The organism is Pseudomonas sp. PGPR N4, assembly GCF_059693665.1.
Genome location: NZ_JCAUKV010000001.1, coordinates 372,827 through 392,855, shown reverse-complemented (window position 1 = coordinate 392,855; position 20,029 = coordinate 372,827). Strand labels below are relative to the sequence as shown.

The window sequence follows — 20,029 nt, the reverse complement described above, 5'->3', positions numbered from 1 at the left end:
TGGCCCGCTGTTTGCTAGTTCACCTGCGCAGTCAACGAAGACTGCACCTAATACGACAAAGGCGCCGTGTAGACCCCGTTTCGACGGAAGGTCTCATGGCGCCTTTTTTGTTTCTGGGCCGCTGCGGCGGGCAGAGATCAAGGGGCGAAGATGACAAGCAAAACTGTACGCAGCGTGTGTCCCTACTGTGGCGTGGGCTGCGGCATCGTCATGCAGGTCGAGCACAACCGCGTGGTCAAGGTCAGCGGCGACAAGGCGCACCCGAGCAACTTCGGCAGGCTCTGTACCAAGGGCACCACCTGTGGCCAGGCCATCGCTGATTCTGGCCGGATGGAAAACGCCTACCTGCGCCAGCAGCGCAATCAGGATCCGGTGCGGATCGCCATGGACACTGCCATCAGCGAGACCGCCCGGCGCCTGCGCGCCATCCTTGAACAGCACGGCCCCGATGCACTGGCGTTCTATGTCTCCGGGCAGATGTCGCTGGAGGCGCAGTATCTGGTCAACAAGCTGGCCAAGGGTTTTGTCCGCACCAGCAACCTGGAGTCCAACTCGCGCCTGTGCATGGCCAGCGCCGGCAGCGGCTACAAGTTATCGCTTGGCGCGGACGGGCCGCCGGGCTCGTATCAGGACTTCGACAAGGCCGAGCTGTTTTTCGTGATCGGCGCCAACATGGCTGACTGCCATCCGATTCTGTTCCTGCGCATGATGGATCGGGTCAAGGCCGGAGCCAGGCTGATCGTCGTCGACCCTCGCCGCACTGCCACGGCAGACAAAGCCGAGTTGTTTTTACAAATCAAGCCCGGCACCGACCTGGCCCTGCTCAACGGCCTGCTGCACCTGCTGGTGAAAAACGGCCACACCGATCCGGCGTTCATCGCGGCGTTCACCGCGGGCTGGGAGGCCATGCCGGCGTTTCTCGAAGACTACCCGCCAGACCAGGTCGCGCGCATCACGGGTATCCCTGAGGCCGACCTTCATCAGGCTGCAGCCTGGATCGGTGAAGCCGGCGAATGGATGAGCTGCTGGACCATGGGTCTCAACCAGAGCACCCACGGCACCTGGAACACCAACGCGCTGTGCAACCTGCATCTGGCCACCGGCGCCATCTGCCGCCCGGGCAGCGGGCCGTTCTCCCTGACCGGGCAACCGAATGCCATGGGGGGGCGCGAGATGGGTTACATGGGCCCCGGCCTGCCCGGCCAACGCTCGGTGCTGGTCGAGGCCGACCGGCAGTTCATCGAAGACCTGTGGGCGATCCCGCGCGGCAGCCTGCGGCAGGACGTAGGCGGCGGCACTGTGGCGATGTTCGAGCAGATGCGCAGCGGCCTGATCAAGGCCTGCTGGATCATCTGCACCAACCCGGTGGCATCGGTGCCCAACCGCCAGCAGGTCATCGACGGCTTGCAACAGGCTGAGCTGGTGATCACTCAGGACGCCTTCCTCGACACCGAGACCAATCGCTACGCCGATATCCTCCTTCCCGGCGCGCTGTGGGCTGAGGCTGAAGGGGTAATGATCAACTCCGAACGCAACCTGACCCTGATGCAGCAAGCCGTGCAGGCACCCGGTGAAACCCTGCCCGACTGGCAGATCATTGCCAGGGTGGCTTGCGAGATGGGTTTTGCCGATGCCTTCAGCTACAGCAGCGCAGCCGAGATATTTGAAGAAATCAAGCGCGCCTGGAACCCCAAGACCGGCTATGACATTCGCGGGGCGACCTACGCCCGTCTACGCGAACAGCCGCTGCAGTGGCCGTGCGCTGTGGACCCTGGCGAGACGCGCAATCCGGTCCGCTACCTCAACGACGGCGTCAGCCAGTCGCTTGCACTGGCAGAAGACGGCAGCCGACCTGCCATCGTCTTCCCGACCGAGCATGGCAAGGGCGTGTTTCTGCCGCGCCCGCATTTGCCACCCGCTGAAATGCCCGACCAACACTTCCCATTGCTGCTCAACACCGGACGCGTGCAGCACCAATGGCACACCCTGACCAAGACCGGCAAGGTGGCCACGCTGAACAAGCTCAATCCTGGGCCGTTTATCGAGATCCACCCGCAGGATGCAGCCATACTTGGCATCAAGGCCAGAGACGCCGTGGAAATACGCTCGCGACGCGGTCGCGCCGTATTGCCAGCGGTGATCACCGAACGGGTCCTGCCGGGTAATTGCTTTGCACCTTTTCACTGGAACGATGTGTTTGGCGACAACCTGGCGATCAATGCCGTGACCAACGACGCTGTCGACCCGATTTCGCTGCAACCCGAATTCAAGTGCTGTGCGATTGCGCTGCAACGGGTCGAGCTGATCGACCACCAATGGCTGGATACGGCGAGCGCTCCCGCAATCACCGCCAGCCCTGCTCACGAAGACCTCGCCATGGGGGCCGAGGAAGACGCTGCCTTGCCAGGCCACGTGACGCTGCTGTGGGCTTCGCAGACCGGCAATGCCGAAGCCCTGGCTGAGCGCTACGCCAAGCGCTTGCGCGACGCAGGGGTCAGCGTGCAGCTGTGTGCGATGGCGGACTTTCCCGCGAGCAAGCTGGCCAGCACGCAGACCCTGGCCTTGATCAGCAGCACCTTTGGTGACGGCGACCCACCCGACAACGGCGAGCGCTTCTGGAGCGCATTGAATGCGCAGCAGATGCAGCTTGAGTCACTGCGCTATGCCGTGCTGGCGCTGGGTGACGCCAGTTATGAGCAGTTCTGTAACCACGGCAAGAGACTCGATCATCGCCTGCAAGCCTTGGGCGCGACCCGCCTGATTGAGCGAGTCGACTGCGATAGCGACTACGAGGTGCAGGCCGAGCACTGGCTGGCGCAGTTGCAGCAGGCACTCGATCTTGCGCCGACAGCGCTGATTGAGGACCCAGCAACCAGCGCGACGCCGAGCAAAGCCAAGCCTTATGCCTCACGCCTGTTGAGCAATGTTCGCTTGAATCAGCCGGGTGCGAGCAAGGATACCCGCTTGTTTTCCTTCGCCCTGGAAGATTCAGGCCTGGCCTATGAGGCGGGAGACGCACTGGGCGTGTGGCCACGCAACTGCCCGGAACTTGTCGGCGAAGTGCTCGAACTGACCGGCCTGGCTGCGGACACGCCGGTCAGCCTCGACAAGCTTGGTGACGTTCCGTTAGGCCAGGCACTGAGCGAACACTTCGAAATCGCCCGCCCCAGCCGCGAAGCGCTGGCATTGATCGCCGAACGCAGCGGTAACCCGGAACTCAAGCAGTTGCTCAGCAGCGAGCGCAAAGCGCAGCTGAATGAGTGGCTGTGGGGCCGCCAGCTGGCAGACGTGCTCCATGCCTACCCGATCGACTGCGGCGCCAGCGAGTTGCTTGGCACACTCAAACGCCTGCAACCGCGCCTGTACTCGATCGCCTCCAGCCCCAAGGCCAATCCCCGTGCAGTCGATCTTACGGTTGCAGCCGTGCGCTACGGCAAGCGCAAGGGCGTGTCTTCGACCTTTCTTGCCGACCGCGCAGAGCACGCCGAGGTGCCGGTTTTCCTCCAGCAATCGAAGCACTTTCGCCCACCGGCCGATGGCTCGCTGCCGATGATCATGATCGGCCCGGGCACTGGCGTGGCGCCATTCCGGGGCTTTTTGCAGGAGCGCCAGGCGCGGGGTGATCCAGGCCGCAACTGGTTGTTCTTCGGCGAGCAGCACGCGGCCAGTGATTTTTATTACCGCGAAGAGCTGCAAGCCATGCAGCGCGATGGCCTGCTCACCCATTTGAGCCTGGCATTTTCCCGCGACCAGGCGCAGAAAATCTATGTTCAGGACCGCATTCTGGAGCAAGGCGCCGAGCTCTGGCGCTGGCTGCAAGAAGGCGCGCAGTTGTATATCTGTGGCGATGCCAGCCGCATGGCCAAGGACGTCGATTATGCCCTGCGCCAGGTTGCGCAATGTCATGGTGGCCTGGAATCCGACGCTGCCGCTGATTACTGGCGCCAGTTGAGCGAGGAAAGACGCTACCTGCGCGATGTCTACTGATTCGCCGGGCCAACGCCTTGCCCCGGCTCGCAAGCGGGCGCAGTGCAGAGCTCAAGAAACCGCGCCGCCACCCGCGACGGCGTGTCGGCATGCGGCATCAGGATCGAGAAGCGCCGGGTCAACGCCTCCGGGGCAACCCGCAGGCGCCGCAGCGCTGCGTCCTCGTGGCGCATCGACATCGACGAGACAAAACCGACGCCCATCCCTGCCCGCACTGCTTCCTTGACCCCTTCCACACCGGCAATCTCCAGGCCCACCCGCATCGCCACCCCGCTGCGAGCAAATGCTCGCTCGACCAACTGGCGTACGCCCGAACCGCTTTCGCGCAGCACCAGTGGATAGGCGCCCAACGCTTGCAGGGTCTGCCCGTGCTCAACTGCGGCAAGCAGGTGTTGGCTGGGCACGATGGCAACAATTTCGTCCTCGCGCCACGGTGTAACCCCTGTGCCTGCCGGCAAGTCGGGGCCGGGCGGACCTTCGATCAGGGCTATATCCAACGATCCCAGGGCGGCGACGATGTCAGCCGTGTTGCCATTGATGGTCGTCACCAGCACTTGGGGGTAGCGCTGGCGAAAATCGGCAATCAGGTACGGCAGCAGATAGCTCGCTGGGGTCGTGCTGGCGCCGATGCGCAAGGTGCCGCGTTCCAGCCCGCGCAGCGCGTCCTTCAGCGCTTTGGCCTGGACGAAGGTATCGCGCAGCCGTTTCGCGTGGCCGAGCAATTGCTCGCCCGCTGCAGTCAGGCGCACGCCACGGCCGGCACGCTGGTAAAGCGGCTCGCCGAATTCTTCTTGCAGCAGCTTCAACTGCCCGGATACGGCAGGCTGCGACAGGTGCAGGGCCAGCGCCGCGTGGCTGATGTTGCCGTGCTCAGCAACGGCAGCGAAAGTTATAAGCTGTTCAGGGGTCATCTGCACAAAGTATCAGCTAGGCGGATATTTTCCATCCTGAATCACGATTTTTTATAAGCTTATAACTGAATTAACGTGGGCCTATCGAAACGCTACCTCGACCGGAGGATGCATGATGGCTACGGCTCCCGCTACACACTCGCATACGCCTACTCACGACACCCGTGGGCGGCTCAACGGTATCTTGTTTGTCGCCCTGTTCGCCCTGGCAGTGACGCAATTGGCAGCACTGCCCGCCTTTGCCCGCCTGGGCATCAGCCCGCTGATTGTCGGCATCCTTGCCGGCGCGTTGTACGGCAACTTGCTGCGCCAAGGCATACCCGCCGGCTGGGCCAGCGGTATCAACTTCAGTGCACGCAATCTGCTACGCATCGCCGTGGCCTTGTTCGGCCTGCGGGTCAGTCTGCAGGAGATCGCCCAAGTCGGCTGGTCAGGCCTGACCGTGTCGCTGGCGATCGTGGTGAGCACCTTGCTGCTCGGCCTGTGGGTCGGCATCAAGCTATTCAAGCTGGACCGCGACACCGCTCTGCTGACCGCCGCCGGCAGCGCCATCTGCGGTGCAGCCGCAGTGCTGGCGTTTGAATCGGCCTTGCGCTCACAGCCGCACAAGAGCGCCATGGCGGTTGGCAGCGTGGTGCTGTTCGGCACGCTGTCGATGCTGCTCTACCCAGTACTGGTCAACAGCGGCTGGCTGGGCCTGGACACGCTCGGCGTTGGCCTGTTTTTCGGCGGCACCCTGCATGAGGTCGCCCAGGTGGTCGGCGCGGCGAGCAACGTCAGCCCTGAAGCCACGCATATCGCCACCATCGTCAAGATGACCCGGGTCATGCTGCTGGTGCCGGTGTTGCTGGTGGTGGGCCTGTGGATCAGCCGTTCGCGCCAGGCTGGTCAGGCGCAGGGCAACGGCAGGATCAACGTGCCGTGGTTTGCCTTCGGCTTCCTCACACTGGTGCTGGTCAACTCGCTGCAGGTGCTGCCCACCAGCGTCGTGAGCGCGGTCAATCAGTTCGATACCTTCGCCTTGACCATGGCCATGACCGCCTTGGGCATGGAGACCAAATTCAGCCAGATTCGCCAGGCCGGCCCAAGGGCGCTGGCAACCGGGGCGATTCTCAATCTGTGGCTGGTATTCGGCGGCCTGGGCATCACCTTGGCCGTGCAACGGCTGTTCGGCTGAGCAGCGAAGGAGGGATTTTCAACAGCCCCCTCGTTGCGGCGCACATTTGTCGGTATGGTGGTGTCCAAGTAGGAGTTTTACATGCACAGGAAAGACTTAGATGCCCCAACGCAATGTAATCAATGCATCCGTCAGCCCCAAAGGCAGCCTCGAAACGCTGTCGCAACGTGAAGTTCAGCAACTGAGCGAAGCCGGTAGCGGCAGCCTTTACACCCTGTTCCGTCAATGCGCCCTGGCGATCCTCAACACCGGCGCCCATGTCGACAACGCCAAGACCATTCTCGAAGCCTACAAGGACTTCGAAGTACGCATCCATCAGCAGGACCGCGGCGTACGCCTCGAACTGCTGAACGCCCCGGCCGATGCCTTCGTCGATGGCGAGATGATCGCCAGCACCCGCGAGATGCTGTTCAGCGCCCTGCGCGACATCGTCTACACCGAGAGCGAACTGGCCAGCCAGCGCATCGACCTGGAAAGCTCCCAGGGCATCACCGATTACGTCTTCCACTTGCTGCGCAACGCGCGCACCTTGCGCCCGGGCGTCGAGCCGAAGATGGTCGTGTGCTGGGGCGGCCACTCGATCAGCAGCGAGGAATACCAGTACACCAAGAAGGTCGGCCACGAGCTGGGCCTGCGCAAGCTGGATATCTGCACCGGCTGCGGCCCGGGCGTAATGAAGGGGCCGATGAAGGGCGCGACCATCGCCCACGCCAAACAGCGTATGCACGGCAGCCGCTATCTCGGCCTGACCGAGCCGGGCATCATCGCCGCCGAGGCGCCGAACCCGATCGTCAACGAGCTGGTGATCCTGCCCGACATCGAGAAGCGCCTGGAAGCCTTCGTCCGGGTTGGTCACGGCATCATCATCTTCCCAGGTGGCGCCGGCACGGCCGAAGAGTTCCTGTACCTGCTCGGCATTCTAATGCACCCGGACAACGAAGGCCTGCCGTTCCCGGTGGTGCTGACCGGGCCGCGCAGCGCCGAAGCTTATCTGCAGCAGTTGCATGCGTTTGTCGGCGCCACCCTGGGTGAAGCGGCGCAAGCGCATTACCAGATCATCATCGATGATCCGGCCGAGGTCGCGCGGCAGATGGTCGAGGGGCTCAAGGCGGTCAAGCAGTTCCGCCGCGAGCGCAACGATGCCTTCCACTTTAACTGGCTGCTGAAGATTGAAGAGAGCTTCCAGCGCCCGTTCGACCCGACCCACGCCAATATGGCCAACCTTGAACTGCGCCGCGATCTGCCGCCGCACGAACTGGCGGCCAACCTGCGCCGAGCGTTTTCCGGGATTGTCGCGGGCAACGTCAAGGACAATGGCATCCGCCTGATCGAGCAACACGGCCCGTATCAGATCCGCGGTGACAGCGCTGTGCTCGACCCGCTGGGACGCTTGCTGCAGGCCTTCGTTGACCAGCACCGGATGAAGCTACCTGGCGGCGCAGCCTATGTGCCGTGCTACCAGGTCGTGACCTGAAAGCGTGATTGAACGAGCTGGCTCGATGGCATTTTCATGCAATCGGGCCAGTACGCCTGCCATCATCAGCCCTGAACAATTCCGCAACACTTAGCTGACATTTCCCACGCCAGGTGGTGAACCTGCTGACAAAAAAACGGTCTTTGGCTGACGGTCAAGTCACCGACCCGTTCATCGGCCCAGTCATCGGGCCTACTTTTGTCCAGTAGCAGCGAAGATCATCATGCCCGATTCCCGCCCCGCCCTGCCCGTCCGTCCTGCCCTGCGTGGCAGCCTGCTCGCTTGCCTGATCGCCCTCGCCGCGCCGGTCCAGGCCGAACAGCCGAGTAGCGATGCGCGTTGGGTCAGTGACAGCCTGAGCACCTATGTGCGCAGCGGCCCGACCAATGGCCACCGCATCGTTGGCAGCCTCAAGGCTGGCGAAAAGGTCAGCCTGGTCGACACCCAGGGCAACTACAGCCAGATCCGCGGCCAGAACGGCGATCTGGTGTGGATCCTCAACAGCGACCTGCAGGCAGTACCGGGTCAGGCCGAACGCCTGCCAGAGCTGGACGGTAAGGTCACGCAACTGTCCGAGCAGCTGAAAACCATCGACGACAGCTGGAAGGCCCGCGTGCAGGGCATGCAGGAGACCCTCGACTCGCGCAAGACGCTGGCTGACGAACTGGAAGTGCGCAACAAAGACCTGACCCAGCAACTCGACCAAGCCCAGTCCGCCCTGCGCGATGCCCAGGCGCAGCTGGGGGACGAGAACAAGCAGGTGATGATGCGCTACATGGTTTACGGCGGCAGCATTGCCGGTGCCGGCCTGCTGTTGGGGCTGATCCTGCCGGCACTGACCCGCGGTCGCAAACGCAACGACCGCTGGTTCTGAGGTTCACAGCGGCTGGTTGGTAATGCCGAACGGTACGTGCACTGACGGCGCAACAGTGCGCGTACTGTTGAGGTGGCCAGACTGGTCATCGAAGAAGATATGCGGCTTGAGCACCTGCAGCACCCGGCGCTTCTCGATACCGCCAAGAAAGAACGCGTCGTTGGCCATCACCCCCCAGCTCTTCAGGGTATTCAGCGCGCGTTCATGGGAAGGCGCATTGCGTGCGGTGACAATCGATACGCGCAGGCGGTTCTCGTAACCGGGATGCGCCAGCTTGTAACGCTCTTCGGCGGCCTGGATGCTGGCAATGCGCACAAAGAACTCCTTCAACGGTCCGGGGTTGTGCGGCTGGGTCACGTTGCTGACCTCATGGGCATGAAAGCCGGTCAGGCCATCGCGCTGCATCACCGTCTCCGATTCGTCCCCTGCCAGCACCCCATCGAAGTCGAACGCAATGCGCAGGCCATCATCGTCCTCGTCATCGTCGAACTGTGAATCGAGCACCTGCCCGGCCGGGTAACCTGCCTTGATCGCCGCATCAACGTGGGCCTTGTCGGCCGACAAGAACAGGGCGATGTTCAGCGCAGGGATGTACTCATAAGGCGAGCGCCCCTGCATGAAGATCGCCCGGGTCATGTTCAGGCCGTAGTGCTCGATGGTCTTCATCACGCGCAGGCCGGTATCCGGATCGTTCTGTGACAGCAAGACCACCTCGACCAGCGGATCCTGCGGGTCATCACACAGGTCATTGAGCGCCAGCAAGCGCTTGATGAACGGGTAGGCAATCCCCCGCGCCAGCGGTACATGCAGATGCTGCTGCTGATATTCGCGGTACTGCGCTTCGCCTTCGCGGCGAAATACCGCGTCTGATTCACTCAGGTCAAACACCGCGCTCGATGCCACGCCGATGACCAGACGATCGTCCACTTCATAAGCCATTGCCGATCCTTGCCCCTTCTACGCCCAGTGAAAGCCTGACGGTGGCGTTGCCCAGGCTGCTTTGCAAGAGATTTCGGCAGCATCGCCAGTTGAAGGTATTTTTCACATTTGCTTCACCCGACCCCAACAGCCCGACACCTAAATTGCCACCATTGAAAACGTCGGGAGCATCGAACGTGCAACAAGCGGTCTTCAAGCAGTACTCCGGTTCAGCCGGTTTGACCCGGCGCCTGCCGCGCATGGCCTCGGTCGTCGGCGTTGTCGCAGCCACTGCCTTGGCCTTCGGTGCGCTCGGTTGGTTTGCGCTGAGCAACCACGTGCCGACTATCAGCAGCGAGCAGCAGATGCGCAGCAGCGGGTTGTCTGCGGCCTGGGCCGAGGGCTCGGTGCTGGTCCTTATCCGCCATGCCGAGCGCTGTGACCGCTCCAGCAACGTCTGCTTGAACGACCCAACAGGTATCACGGTGGCCGGCAGCCAGGCAGCTGGCCGCGTCGGTGAAGGCCTGCAGAGGCTGGGCCTGGCCAACACCGCATTGCTCAGCAGCACGGAGCTGCGCACGCGGCAAACGGCGCAGTTCATCTTCGACAAGCCGCTCGCCACGCAGGAGTGGCTCAATGACTGTGATGGCCACTTCGCCGATGTGGCGCTGAGCCACAAGCAGCCGGGCCAGAATCTGGCCCTCGTTACCCACAGTGGCTGCATCGATCAACTCGAGCGGCAACTGCATGTGCCTGGCGGGCAGCGTTCCAGTGCCTATGCCAGCGCGCTGTTCGTGGCTGTCGACGGCCACGGCAAACCCCACATTCTCGGCCAGACCAACGCCGAGCAATGGCCCAGGTTGATTGCCAAAAGAGGTAGTTGAGCCATGCAGCCGTCACCGCGCACCCGTTTCTATCTGATCAATCTGGGCCTGCCACTGTTGCTGGCGGCGCTGGTCTTTGTGCTGTTCGACCTGACCAGCCTCGATCAGTCGATCAGCAACCTGTTACTTGATCCGGTCAGCGGGCGGTTCCCGTTGCTGCACGATCAGTGGTTCGAGAAGGTCAGCCACAAGTGGCCGCGCATTCTTCCGGACTGGACCGGCGAGGCGGCGATTGTCGGCTTGCTGCTGTCGTTCATCTGGCCACGCCTCACGGCCAACCCCAAGCGCCTGCTGGACGCCATCGGCGCGGCGCCGCTGCTGCGCTTTACCCGCGACCACCGGCAGGACTTGCTGTTCGTGGTCGTCGCATTCGCACTGAGCACGACGGTCATCCACTACCTCAAGAGTCACACCGGGGTGTATTGCCCGGTAGAAACTACGCTTTACGGTGGTACGCACCTGCGCCAGGAGTGGTTCAGCAACTTCAACTGGACCGAGAAGACTGCCGGCGGCCGCTGCTGGCCCGGGGGCCATGCCTCAAGCGGCTTCACCCTGCTGGCGCTGTACTTTGTCGCGCTGCGCCATCAATGGCGCCACGCACGGCTGCTGTTGGTGGGGATTGTCTTGCTAGGTTTGGTCTATGGCACCACCCGGGTACTGCAAGGCTGGCACTTCATGTCACATACGTTCTGGGCCGGGATCTTTGTCTGGTTGACGACCTGGCTGACGGCCCTGTTCTGCTATGGCCGGCCAGCCTTGCAGGGCTTGCCCGCACTGACTCCGACGCCGAGGCTTGCACGTTTGCCCGCTTTGAGCGGTTGGCATAAGACTTCAAGAGTTATCGACACGCGGTTGATGCGCTTCAAACACAAGGGACAGCAATGAGAATTCTGGTTATCGAGGACCACCGCGATATTCACGACAATCTGGTCGAGTTTCTCCAGCTCAGGGGCCACGAGGTCACCGGCGCGCTGGACGGCCTGACCGGCCTGCATCTGGCGGCGTCGAACAACTTTGACGCCATCATCCTCGACATCATGTTGCCAGGCATCGACGGCAATCAGATCTGCCACAGCCTGCGCGAGCATTCGCGCTCGCAGGTGGCGATCGTCATGCTCAGCGCACGCGATGAGCTGAGCGATCGCCTGACCGGGTTCAAGGTCGGTGCCGACGATTACATCGTCAAGCCGTTCGCCATGTCCGAAGTGCTGGCCAGGGTGCAGTCAGTGGTCGCTCGGCGCCAGCAGCGCGCCAGTCGCAAGCTGGTAGTAGCCGACCTGCAGTTCGACCTCGACACCCTCGAGGTGACCCGAGCCGGCACGGTGCTAAAGCTCAAGCCAACCAGCCGCAAACTGCTCGAGGTGCTCATGCAAAAGAGCCCCAACCTGGTCCGTCGCAGCGAGCTGGAAGAAACCATCTGGGGACGTGACGCACCGCAGGGCGACAACCTGCGCAGCAACATCCATATCCTGCGCAGCATCATCGACAAACAATTCGACAGCCCGTTACTGCACACGGTGCATGGGCTGGGGTATCAGCTGTGCGAGAAGTACTGAAAGGGCCGCCCGCAGCATACGCACTCCGTAGGAGCGGCCTTGCCGGGGCGCTCCCACAGACACCATGTGCGCTTCGAATCACTGCCGCAACCCTTGCAACGCCGCCAGCACATAGCCGGTGGCGCGCTCCATCTCACCAACCCTGCAAGCAATCCCCAGTTGCCGCCACAACCCCGGCCGCAGCGGCCGCCGACTCACTCGCGGATCCAGCGCCGCCACCTCGCCCTCCTGCGGCAACAGCGTCGCACCATACCCAGCACCGACCAGGCTCTTGATCGCATCATTGAAATTCAGCTCGATGCGCGGCTCAGGAAACAACCCCGCCGCCCCAAACCACTGCGCAATCACCCGCGACAACTGAGTACTGCTGTCGTTTAGAATCAACGCCCGCTGAGCCAGCCACGCCGGCGTCACCCGCGCAGGTGGGCGCCATTCACTGGGCACATAGGCCATGATCGGATCCCGCCGCCAAGGCGTAATCTGCACGCCTTTGCCAGCCACCTGCGGCAGTGCCACCAGAGCAATATCCAACCGCCCCTCGCGCAGACCCGCCAACGAAGCCTGCGAAGTCAACACCTGCACCTGCACATCAATCCCCGGATGCTCGACCCGCAGCATCTCCAGCGCCTGCGGCAACAGATGGGCGATGGCACCAGTCGACGCGCCCAGCCGCACCCGCCCAGTCAAGCCCTGCACCTGTCGACGCACCTCCTCCAGTGCCAGTTCGGCGTCTGCCAGCAGCTTTCGCGACCGCACCAGCAGCGTCTCGCCGATGGCCGTCGGGCGCACCTGGCCGCGGGTCCGGCTGAGCAGCGGCGCCCCTACCCGCGCCTCCAACTCGGCGACGTGCAGGCTGATGGTCGGCGGCGCCAGGTTGAGCTGGCGGGCAGCTTCAGCGAACGAGCCAAGGTCTGCAATCACCACCAGAGTGCGCAAACGGTCGAGGCTGATTTCACGCATGGGCTGGATGCAAATGGACTGACACGGAAGCGCTCCCTGATTCAGGATTTCTGAACGTGACCATCATGAAATGCAAATTTCCATTCGTCCAGTCGTGAGCGAGCATAGGCCATCTTCCTTATTACACGGACATCGCCCCATGCGTACTCCTCTGGTCTTTATCGACGGCGACCAAGGCACCACTGGCCTGCAGATCCACGCCCGCCTGCACGGGCGCAACGACTTGCGCCTGCTGACCCTTGCCGAAGCCGAGCGCAAGGACCCACAGCGCCGCGCAGAGGCGATCAACAGCGCCGATATCGCCCTGCTGTGCCTGCCGGATGCCGCCGCGATCGAAGCGGTAGCGGCGATCAACAACCCGGCGGTGCGGGTCATCGACGCCAGCTCCGCCCACCGCACTGCACCAGGTTGGGTGTATGGCTTGCCGGAACTGGATGCGCAGCAGCCTGAGCGCATCGCCCAGGCCAAGCGGGTGAGCAACCCTGGCTGCTACCCAACCGGGGCCATTGCCCTGTTGCGGCCACTGATCGAGGCCGGGCTGCTGCCCACCGACTATCCACTGACAGTACATGCGATCTCAGGCTACTCCGGCGGCGGCCGGGCCGCGGTCGAGCGGCATGAACAGCCACGCGCAGAACGCTTGCCTACGCTGCAGCTGTACGGCCTTGATCTGGCCCACAAGCATGTCCCGGAAATACAGCAGCATGCCGGCCTCAGCGCGCGGCCAGTATTTCTCCCAGGCTATGGCGATTACCGCCAGGGCATCGTGCTGAGCATCCCGCTGCAATTGCGGCTGTTGCCTGCTGGGGTGAATGCCGAGCATCTGCAAGCTTGCCTGCAGGAGCATTATCAAAACGCCCGTCACGTCCAGTTGATGCCATTGCACCAGCACGGGCCAGCCGCAGCACTGGACCCAGAGGCGCTCAACGACAGCAATGATCTGCGCCTGGCGCTGTTCGCCAACCCGGAGCACGGCCAGGTTGTGCTCACTGCGGTATTCGACAACCTGGGCAAAGGCGCCTCGGGCGCGGCGGTACAAAACCTTGACCTGATGCTGGCGGCGTTCGCCGAGCACAGCTGAACCGGCAAAACCGGGTAGACTGTCACCCCGCGTTGCCGTTGACGCGGGGTGTTTTTGCCAGCCGGAGCTTTGCCTGCAATGTTCATTCTCAGCCGCCTCGACAGCGTGCCGCCCGAATCCTTCCAGAACCAGATCCGCCAGTTGGTGATCGACCATGTCGGCGAGCTGAGTAGTGTCGCCATCAGCAGTGACAACCCGCTCTACCCGCTCTATCAATACGGTGTCGGCCTTGAGGTGCACCAGTACCTGCAAGCCATGGACGGCACACGTGGGCTGGCCGTGCAGTTGTTGCTCGCGCTGGATGCCGACGCGCCTGATCAACTACTGGGTTTCGCGCTCACTCTGCCCGCTCAGGACGACCCGCAGGCCTGCTCGCTGGCGTTCATGGTGGTGCTGCCCAGCCACCGTCGCCAGGGCATCGCTCGCGCACTGCTGGCTGACCTGCAGTCACGCTACAGCTGTGTCGAACTGAATGCCTTCGCAGGGCTGGTGCCCTGGTTTGAAGAGATGGGCATGCAGGTGGTCGCGGCACGTGGCCCGCAAGTGCTGATGAGCAGCACAGGCCACGCCAGCGGCGCGCTGGTCGGCACTCTGGATATCGCCCCGATCTATGAAACGCTGGAAGTGCGCCAGATCCATGCCTACCTGCTCAAGCAGCAAGGCGAAGACGCCATGATCGACGCCGAACAGCGCCGCGATGAGCATCTTGACGAACTGGCGCTACAGGCCCAGGCCTGCGTCAGGCAGCGCCAAGCGGTGCATTGACCGCCCCACTCAAACCTCGGTCAAAGGGATGTCGCCGGCGCTGCCCTTGCCCTCACGGCGATCGCTCATCCAGTCGTTGAGCTGTTCGCCAAACTGCGCCGGCGCCTTGCGCCCGAAGCGCTGCCCCAGATCAAGGATGCTCTGCTGGGCCAGGGTCTCTTCCATGCGTTTCTGCGCGCTGATCATCACCGCGTGGATTGCGCAGGTGCCCTCGGTCGCCCAGCTCGGCGCCGAGCCCTCGAACAGCACACAGCGCTCGCGGATTTCGCGGCAATCGAAAATCTTCTTCGCCCCGTCAATTGCAGTGGCGATGTCCAACACGCTGATCTCGGCCGCCGGCCGCGCCAGGCGAAACCCGCCGCGCACGCCTTCGGTGGCCGCCACCAGGCCGGCGCGAGCCAGTTTGGTAAAGACCTTGGCCAGGTATTCCTGAGGCACCCCCTGCAGCTCGGCCAGATCACGCACGCTAGCTTCGCGGCTCTCACCCTGCTCATTGAGCAACAGCAGGAGACAATGGATGCCGTATTCAACCCCGGCGCTGTAAAGCGACATATCAATCTCCGACTGGATTAGTCGCAAATGGTACGCCTGTGGCCGCCTGTAGGCAAAGACCGGCTGGTTCGACGCTGATCGCAATCAACAAAACACTTGTGATTTATAACTACGACCAATAGAGTCGTAGTTATTCGAGCGACAACAGGATTGTGCTCGATGGTGTCTCGTCCCTCTCAATCACCCGGAGCAATCCCATGAAAACCGACATCCTGATCATCGGCGCAGGCTTCGCTGGCGTGTGGAGCGCACTCAGCGCTGCGCGCTTGCTCGACCAGGCGCAACGCGGCGAGTTGAGCATCAGCGTTCTCGCCCCTCAGCCGCAGATGCGCATCCGCCCACGCCTTTACGAGGCCCAGGCACATACCCTGCAGGCGCCTCTGACCGCCTTGTTCGATGCGGTTGGGGTGAAGTTCATCGAGGGTCACGCCCGGGAGATCGACCCGGATGGACGCCAGGTCAGCTATGAAGACGGCGCTGGCAACAACCAACGGATCAGCTATCGACGCCTGATCCTCGCCGCCGGCAGCCAAGTGGCGCGCCCGAACATTGCCGGCCTGGCCGAGCACACCTTTGATGTCGACCAACTGGAATCGGCCGTGCGCCTTGAACAGCATCTGCACGCGCTCGCCGCGCTGCCGGGATCCCCTGCGCGCAACACCGTGGTGGTGTGTGGCGGCGGTTTCACCGGCATCGAAACGGCAACCGAAATGCCCGAGCGTTTGCGTGCAATGCTCGGCGCCGACACCCGCTTGCGCGTAGTGGTGGTCGACCGCGGCGCACAGATCGGCGCGGCACTAGGCGCCGGGATCACTCCCTCAATCGTCGCCGCCTGCAAACAAGCCGGCGTGGAATGGTTGCCCGGCACCTCGGTGGTGGCAGTCGACAGTGGCGGCGTCACGCTGGACAACGGCGACTACATCGCCAGCAAGACAGTGATCTGGACCGTCGGCGTGCAGGCCAGCCCATTGACGGCACAAATACCCGGCGAGCGCGACGGCCAGGGTCGGCTGCGGGTAGACGAGCATCTCAAGGTCAAAGGTCAGGAACACATCTATGCCACCGGCGACGTTGCCTGGGCGGCCGTCGATGACCTCGGCAACCATGCCCTGATGACCTGCCAGCACGCCATCCCTATGGGCCGCCATGCGGGCAACAACGCCGCAGCAGATCTGCTCGCGCTAACGCCCGTGGTCTATCGCCAGCCCAAATATGTCACCTGCCTCGACCTCGGCGCGTGGGGCGCGACCTTCAGCGAAGGTTGGGAGCGCGAGCTGAAACTGCAAGGTGAGGAAGGCAAGGCAGTCAAACGGCAAATCAACACGCAATGGATCTACCCGCCAGCCGCAGACAGGGCCACGGCGCTGGCTGCCGCCGACCCCGCGATTGCTATCGTCTGAGCGCAATAAAGCTGACAGTTTCGTCAGAAAATGACGGAACTGTCGTAAGTTGCAGTTACATTGAATGAGTGGTCAATAATAGTGGCACTGTGGCATCATCGAAAAAAACAATCAGCACGATTGAGGAACAACCTCACCCTTTCGCAGCGCATCGAGAGCCCGGCGCCTACCAGGTGACGCGGCTTCGCCGAACCAGCTCTTGACGCCTGCCAGCCATCGTCAAGGAGCTTCCCATGCAATTACGGAATATGAAGATCGGCACTCGCGCCGCCAGTGTGTTTACCCTGCTGGGCGTGCTGGTACTGGTCATGGGCTTACTCTCACTGTACGAAACCCGCCAGATGGACCGCTCCACCGATGAGATCCGCGATACCTGGATCCCGGCCATGGTTGCCTTGAGCGACGTCGGCACCAATCTGGGCCGCGCCCGCGCCATTACCCTGCGCACCGCACTGGAAACACAGGCAAGTGCCCGCCAGAGCAGCATGGCCCTGGTCGACAGCATTAACCAGCAACTGGCCAGCGGTATCAAGGCCTATGAAGCAACCATCGTCGCTGCTGATGATCGCGCCCTGTTCAATACCTTCGCCGCCGCCGAGCGCCAGTATCTGGATCAGCAGAAGCAGGTACTCGGCTTGATAGTGGCTGGCAAGGCTGACGAGGCCAATGCGTTATTGACTGGCGCCATGGCGCAGTCCGCCGATGTGATGATGAAAGCCCTGGGCGCTCTGCTCGTTTACAACAGCAATGGCGCCGAAGCGGCCTCCCAGCGCAGCAGCGACGTGGCCGATGAGGCGTTTTCGGTGATCGTCGTGTCGCTGTTGATCATCCTCGGTGCACTGGTGGCCATCGCGATCCTGCTCACCCGCAGCATCGTCGTGCCCTTGGCTGATGCCGTCGCAGTGGCAGAACGCGTCGCCACCAACGATCTGACCCAGGACATCCGTGTACAAGGCCAGGACGAGCCAGCCCTGCTGCTCGCTGCCCTGGCGCGGATGCAGAGCAGCCTGCGCGACACCCTGCGCAAGATCTCTGCCTCATCCGACCAGTTGGCCTCGGCCTCCGAAGAGCTGCACAGCGTGACCGAAGACACCAGCCGCGGCCTGCATCAGCAAAGTGCCGAAATTGACCAGGCAGCCACTGCGGTCAACCAGATGACTGCCGCCGTCGAAGAAGTCGCGAACAACGCCGTGACCACTGCCGATGCATCCAAAGGCGCCGACCAGAGCACCCGTGACGGTCGCGATCAGGTCAATCAGGCACTCAGCTCGATCCAGCATCTGGTCAACGACGTCAGCGGCACTTCAACTGAAATCGAACAACTGGCCACCAGTGCCAACGAAATCAGCCGCGTGCTGGACGTGATCGGCGCCATCGCCGGGCAGACCAACCTGCTGGCCCTCAATGCGGCAATCGAAGCCGCCCGCGCTGGCGAAGCTGGCCGCGGTTTTGCCGTGGTCGCCGACGAGGTGCGCGCCCTCGCCCACCGCACTCAGGAGTCCACCGCTGAAATCGAACAGATGATTGCCGGTATCCAGAACGGCACCGAACGCGCCGTGACAGCCATGCACAGCAGCCGCAGCCGCGCCAACGGCACCTTGGAAGTGGCCCAGTCAGCCGGCGAAGCGTTGGAGGTAATTGCTGAAGCGATTGCCTCGATCAACCAGCGCAACCTGGTCATCGCCAGCGCCTCCGAAGAACAGGCGCAGGTGGCGCGAGAGGTGGACCGCAACCTGGTCAACATCCGCGATCTGTCGATGCAGACCTCGGCGGGCGCCAACCAGACCAGCGCTGCGGCGCAGGATCTGTCGCGCCTGGCAGTGGACCTGAACGGGATGGTGGCGCAGTTCAAGCTTTGACAGTAAAAGGGGGCTGCCGGGCAGCCCCCGCTGTCTATCAGGGGTTGATGCGTAGCGGCTTGCCAGCCCGCTGGGTCTGGCCACGTGTGGCCAGGCAGTAATACAGCGGGCAGGTCACCAACAAGCCAAACAACCACGACAAATCTGCGCCCTCGACCAGATTCGAGTACGGCCCGACATACAGCGCAGTATTGGCAAACGGCAGCTGCACCAGAATGCCGCAGGCGTAGGCAATGATCGCGTGGTGGTTGAAGCGCCCATAGATGCCGCCATCGGCGCTGAAGATCGAGGCGATGTCGTACACGCCTTTCTTGATCAGGTAGAAATCGATGAGGTTGATCGACGCCCACGGCACCAGCACCAGCAGCAGTGCCAGGATCAACCCGATGAACTGGCCGATGAAGTCAGCCGACGCGTTCAGCGCAACCATCCCACAACCGAGCAGAATCACTGCAGCGAGGATCACCCGCACCTTGATGCTGGGAGTCCACTGCGCCGCGAAGGTCTGAATCGCGGTCACGATCGACAGCACCGCGCCGTACAGATTGAGGGCGTTGTGGCTGATGATATTGAGCAGGAACAGCACCATCAGGATCGGCCCCAACCAGCCAGTGGCTTGTTCCACCGCCGCCATGGCATCAGTGCCTTCCGGCACGCACAGCACCGCAATCGCGCCAAAACTGAAGCACAGGATGGTGCCCAGGGTGGCACCGAAATAGGTCGCCCAGAACGGCTTGGCGATGCCGATTTCGCGCGGCAGATAGCGCGAGTAATCAGAGGTGTAGGGCGAGAAGCTGATCTGCCAGATGGTGCCCAGCGACACAGTGGCGATGAAGCCGGACAAGTTGAAGCTGCCGCGGCTGAAGAAGTCGGCGGGCAGGTCCTGGACGAACATCATGATGAAACCGGCCAGCAGCGCCGAACCCATGACCCAGGTGCCGATGCGGTTGAGGCTATGAATGAAGCGGTAGCCGATCACGCCGATCGCCGTGGCGCTGAGAGCGCCGATCACGATTGCCGTCGGCATCGGTACGCTGGGGGCAATGCCATGGATCGATTTGCCGGCCAGCACGATGTTGGAGATGAAGAAGCCAACATAGATAAGTGCGGTGAAGAACACGATCAGCAGAGCGCCATAGCGGCCGAACTGGCCACGGCTCTGGACCATTTGCGGAATGCCCAATTGCGGCCCCTGCGCCGAGGCCAGGGCAATCACCACCCCGCCGAGCAAGTGCCCTAGAGCGATGGCGATCAACCCCCACAGCAGATTCAGATGAAACACCTGAACCACCATGGCGCCGGTGACGATGGGCAGTGGCGCGATGTTGGTGCTGAACCAGAGGGTGAACAGGTCGCGCGCCTTCCCGTGGCGCTCTGCAGGTGGAACGTAATCGACCGTGTGATTCTCGACAAACTGGTGCTGCGACGACGATTGGGACATAGGAATTCAGCTCGAAAGGGTCGTTTTTATCGTTGTAGGAAACCGCTCATGGCGGCCTCTCAGCTGCGGACCATATTATGGTATTCCAAACTTTTGACAACACTGCGCCTCCCTAAAAATCAGTAACTGATCCGGTTCAGCAACTTTCCAAGCCAATCTAAATTGACGGCAAGACCGCGTATTCAAAGGG

The 20,029-nt window shown here is 62.6% G+C and carries 16 protein-coding genes; 11 read left to right on the top strand and 5 right to left on the bottom strand.

Annotation, left to right across the window (positions count from 1 at the left end; translation table 11 throughout):
• Window positions 1-150 precede the first annotated feature (150 nt).
• Window positions 151-3,987, top strand: a complete 3,837-nt coding sequence (locus AC58X1_RS01670; RefSeq protein WP_497428172.1) for a bifunctional nitrate reductase/sulfite reductase flavoprotein subunit alpha — start codon at window positions 151-153, stop codon at window positions 3,985-3,987.
• On the opposite strand, the gene AC58X1_RS01665 is transcribed toward AC58X1_RS01670, so the two are convergent.
• A complete protein-coding gene (locus AC58X1_RS01665) occupies window positions 3,981-4,898 on the bottom strand; it encodes a LysR substrate-binding domain-containing protein (RefSeq protein ID WP_497428171.1) in 918 nt (305 codons plus the stop codon). The genes AC58X1_RS01670 and AC58X1_RS01665 overlap by 7 nt on opposite strands.
• Before the next feature lie 115 nt (window positions 4,899-5,013).
• Here AC58X1_RS01665 and AC58X1_RS01660 point away from each other — a divergent pair, with 115 nt between their 5' ends.
• The 3 genes from AC58X1_RS01660 to AC58X1_RS01650 all read left to right on the top strand — a co-directional run bounded on the left by AC58X1_RS01660 (window position 5,014) and on the right by AC58X1_RS01650 (window position 8,423).
• On the top strand, window positions 5,014-6,075 hold the full coding sequence (locus tag AC58X1_RS01660; RefSeq protein ID WP_497428755.1) for a YeiH family protein: 1,062 nt from the start codon (window positions 5,014-5,016) through the stop codon (window positions 6,073-6,075).
• A gap of 100 nt (window positions 6,076-6,175) precedes the next feature.
• Window positions 6,176-7,549 (top strand): nucleotide 5'-monophosphate nucleosidase PpnN, encoded by a 1,374-nt coding sequence (ppnN, locus tag AC58X1_RS01655; RefSeq protein ID WP_314873647.1) that lies wholly within the window; start codon window positions 6,176-6,178, stop codon window positions 7,547-7,549.
• Window positions 7,550-7,772: 223 nt separating this feature from the next.
• Window positions 7,773-8,423, top strand: a complete 651-nt coding sequence (locus AC58X1_RS01650; RefSeq protein WP_103437129.1) for a TIGR04211 family SH3 domain-containing protein — start codon at window positions 7,773-7,775, stop codon at window positions 8,421-8,423.
• Window positions 8,424-8,426: 3 nt separating this feature from the next.
• Here AC58X1_RS01650 and AC58X1_RS01645 read toward each other — a convergent pair whose 3' ends face one another.
• Window positions 8,427-9,362, bottom strand: coding sequence for a 5'-nucleotidase (locus tag AC58X1_RS01645; RefSeq protein ID WP_150569433.1), 936 nt, complete (start codon window positions 9,360-9,362; stop codon window positions 8,427-8,429).
• 239 nt (window positions 9,363-9,601) lie between these two features.
• Between AC58X1_RS01645 and pmrG the strand changes: the two genes are divergently transcribed.
• From pmrG to AC58X1_RS01630, 3 genes are read left to right on the top strand one after another with little or no spacing between them, the layout of a single operon-like run.
• Window positions 9,602-10,225: a lipopolysaccharide core heptose(II)-phosphate phosphatase PmrG gene (pmrG, locus tag AC58X1_RS01640; RefSeq protein ID WP_409520153.1), complete on the top strand. Its 624-nt coding sequence runs from the start codon at window positions 9,602-9,604 to the stop codon at window positions 10,223-10,225.
• A 3-nt stretch (window positions 10,226-10,228) separates the two neighbouring features.
• Entirely contained in the window at window positions 10,229-11,110 is an 882-nt protein-coding gene (locus AC58X1_RS01635; RefSeq protein WP_312388050.1) for a phosphatase PAP2 family protein, read from the top strand.
• On the top strand, window positions 11,107-11,781 hold the full coding sequence (locus tag AC58X1_RS01630; RefSeq protein ID WP_101318893.1) for a response regulator transcription factor: 675 nt from the start codon (window positions 11,107-11,109) through the stop codon (window positions 11,779-11,781). The genes AC58X1_RS01635 and AC58X1_RS01630 overlap by 4 nt, the downstream gene beginning before the upstream one ends.
• 78 nt (window positions 11,782-11,859) lie before the next feature.
• On the opposite strand, the gene AC58X1_RS01625 is transcribed toward AC58X1_RS01630, so the two are convergent.
• A complete protein-coding gene (locus AC58X1_RS01625; protein WP_150571906.1) occupies window positions 11,860-12,741 on the bottom strand; it encodes a LysR family transcriptional regulator in 882 nt (293 codons plus the stop codon).
• Window positions 12,742-12,880: 139 nt separating this feature from the next.
• Here AC58X1_RS01625 and argC point away from each other — a divergent pair, with 139 nt between their 5' ends.
• Together argC and AC58X1_RS01615 are read left to right on the top strand one after the other, a co-directional pair.
• Complete coding sequence (argC, locus tag AC58X1_RS01620) at window positions 12,881-13,822, top strand: N-acetyl-gamma-glutamyl-phosphate reductase (protein WP_150569436.1); 942 nt, start codon at window positions 12,881-12,883, stop codon at window positions 13,820-13,822.
• A 78-nt stretch (window positions 13,823-13,900) separates the two neighbouring features.
• A complete protein-coding gene (locus AC58X1_RS01615) occupies window positions 13,901-14,587 on the top strand; it encodes a GNAT family N-acetyltransferase (protein ID WP_497428170.1) in 687 nt (228 codons plus the stop codon).
• A 9-nt stretch (window positions 14,588-14,596) separates the two neighbouring features.
• Here the strand turns inward: AC58X1_RS01615 and AC58X1_RS01610 are convergent, their stop codons facing one another.
• Complete coding sequence (locus AC58X1_RS01610; RefSeq protein WP_220633491.1) at window positions 14,597-15,139, bottom strand: RrF2 family transcriptional regulator; 543 nt, start codon at window positions 15,137-15,139, stop codon at window positions 14,597-14,599.
• Window positions 15,140-15,336: 197 nt separating this feature from the next.
• Here AC58X1_RS01610 and AC58X1_RS01605 point away from each other — a divergent pair, with 197 nt between their 5' ends.
• Window positions 15,337-16,539, top strand: coding sequence for an NAD(P)/FAD-dependent oxidoreductase (locus tag AC58X1_RS01605; protein ID WP_401180673.1), 1,203 nt, complete (start codon window positions 15,337-15,339; stop codon window positions 16,537-16,539).
• A gap of 233 nt (window positions 16,540-16,772) precedes the next feature.
• A complete protein-coding gene (locus tag AC58X1_RS01600) occupies window positions 16,773-18,398 on the top strand; it encodes a methyl-accepting chemotaxis protein (RefSeq protein ID WP_150571901.1) in 1,626 nt (541 codons plus the stop codon).
• 37 nt (window positions 18,399-18,435) lie between these two features.
• Here the strand turns inward: AC58X1_RS01600 and AC58X1_RS01595 are convergent, their stop codons facing one another.
• Window positions 18,436-19,839: a purine-cytosine permease family protein gene (locus AC58X1_RS01595; RefSeq protein WP_101318879.1), complete on the bottom strand. Its 1,404-nt coding sequence runs from the start codon at window positions 19,837-19,839 to the stop codon at window positions 18,436-18,438.
• Between the last annotated feature and the right edge of the window lie 190 nt (window positions 19,840-20,029).

What these genes read in the sequence shown, in the direction of transcription:
- AC58X1_RS01670 (WP_497428172.1), top strand. Translation starts at nt 151, where the DNA reads ATGACAAGCAAAACTGTACGCAGCGTGTGTCCCTACTGTGGCGTGGGC.
- AC58X1_RS01665 (WP_497428171.1), bottom strand. Translation starts at nt 4,898, where the DNA reads ATGACCCCTGAACAGCTTATAACTTTCGCTGCCGTTGCTGAGCACGGC.
- AC58X1_RS01660 (WP_497428755.1), top strand. Translation starts at nt 5,014, where the DNA reads ATGGCTACGGCTCCCGCTACACACTCGCATACGCCTACTCACGACACC.
- ppnN (WP_314873647.1), top strand. Translation starts at nt 6,176, where the DNA reads ATGCCCCAACGCAATGTAATCAATGCATCCGTCAGCCCCAAAGGCAGC.
- AC58X1_RS01650 (WP_103437129.1), top strand. Translation starts at nt 7,773, where the DNA reads ATGCCCGATTCCCGCCCCGCCCTGCCCGTCCGTCCTGCCCTGCGTGGC.
- AC58X1_RS01645 (WP_150569433.1), bottom strand. Translation starts at nt 9,362, where the DNA reads ATGGCTTATGAAGTGGACGATCGTCTGGTCATCGGCGTGGCATCGAGC.
- pmrG (WP_409520153.1), top strand. Translation starts at nt 9,602, where the DNA reads ATGGCCTCGGTCGTCGGCGTTGTCGCAGCCACTGCCTTGGCCTTCGGT.
- AC58X1_RS01635 (WP_312388050.1), top strand. Translation starts at nt 10,229, where the DNA reads ATGCAGCCGTCACCGCGCACCCGTTTCTATCTGATCAATCTGGGCCTG.
- AC58X1_RS01630 (WP_101318893.1), top strand. Translation starts at nt 11,107, where the DNA reads ATGAGAATTCTGGTTATCGAGGACCACCGCGATATTCACGACAATCTG.
- AC58X1_RS01625 (WP_150571906.1), bottom strand. Translation starts at nt 12,741, where the DNA reads ATGCGTGAAATCAGCCTCGACCGTTTGCGCACTCTGGTGGTGATTGCA.
- argC (WP_150569436.1), top strand. Translation starts at nt 12,881, where the DNA reads ATGCGTACTCCTCTGGTCTTTATCGACGGCGACCAAGGCACCACTGGC.
- AC58X1_RS01615 (WP_497428170.1), top strand. Translation starts at nt 13,901, where the DNA reads ATGTTCATTCTCAGCCGCCTCGACAGCGTGCCGCCCGAATCCTTCCAG.
- AC58X1_RS01610 (WP_220633491.1), bottom strand. Translation starts at nt 15,139, where the DNA reads ATGTCGCTTTACAGCGCCGGGGTTGAATACGGCATCCATTGTCTCCTG.
- AC58X1_RS01605 (WP_401180673.1), top strand. Translation starts at nt 15,337, where the DNA reads ATGAAAACCGACATCCTGATCATCGGCGCAGGCTTCGCTGGCGTGTGG.
- AC58X1_RS01600 (WP_150571901.1), top strand. Translation starts at nt 16,773, where the DNA reads ATGCAATTACGGAATATGAAGATCGGCACTCGCGCCGCCAGTGTGTTT.
- AC58X1_RS01595 (WP_101318879.1), bottom strand. Translation starts at nt 19,839, where the DNA reads ATGTCCCAATCGTCGTCGCAGCACCAGTTTGTCGAGAATCACACGGTC.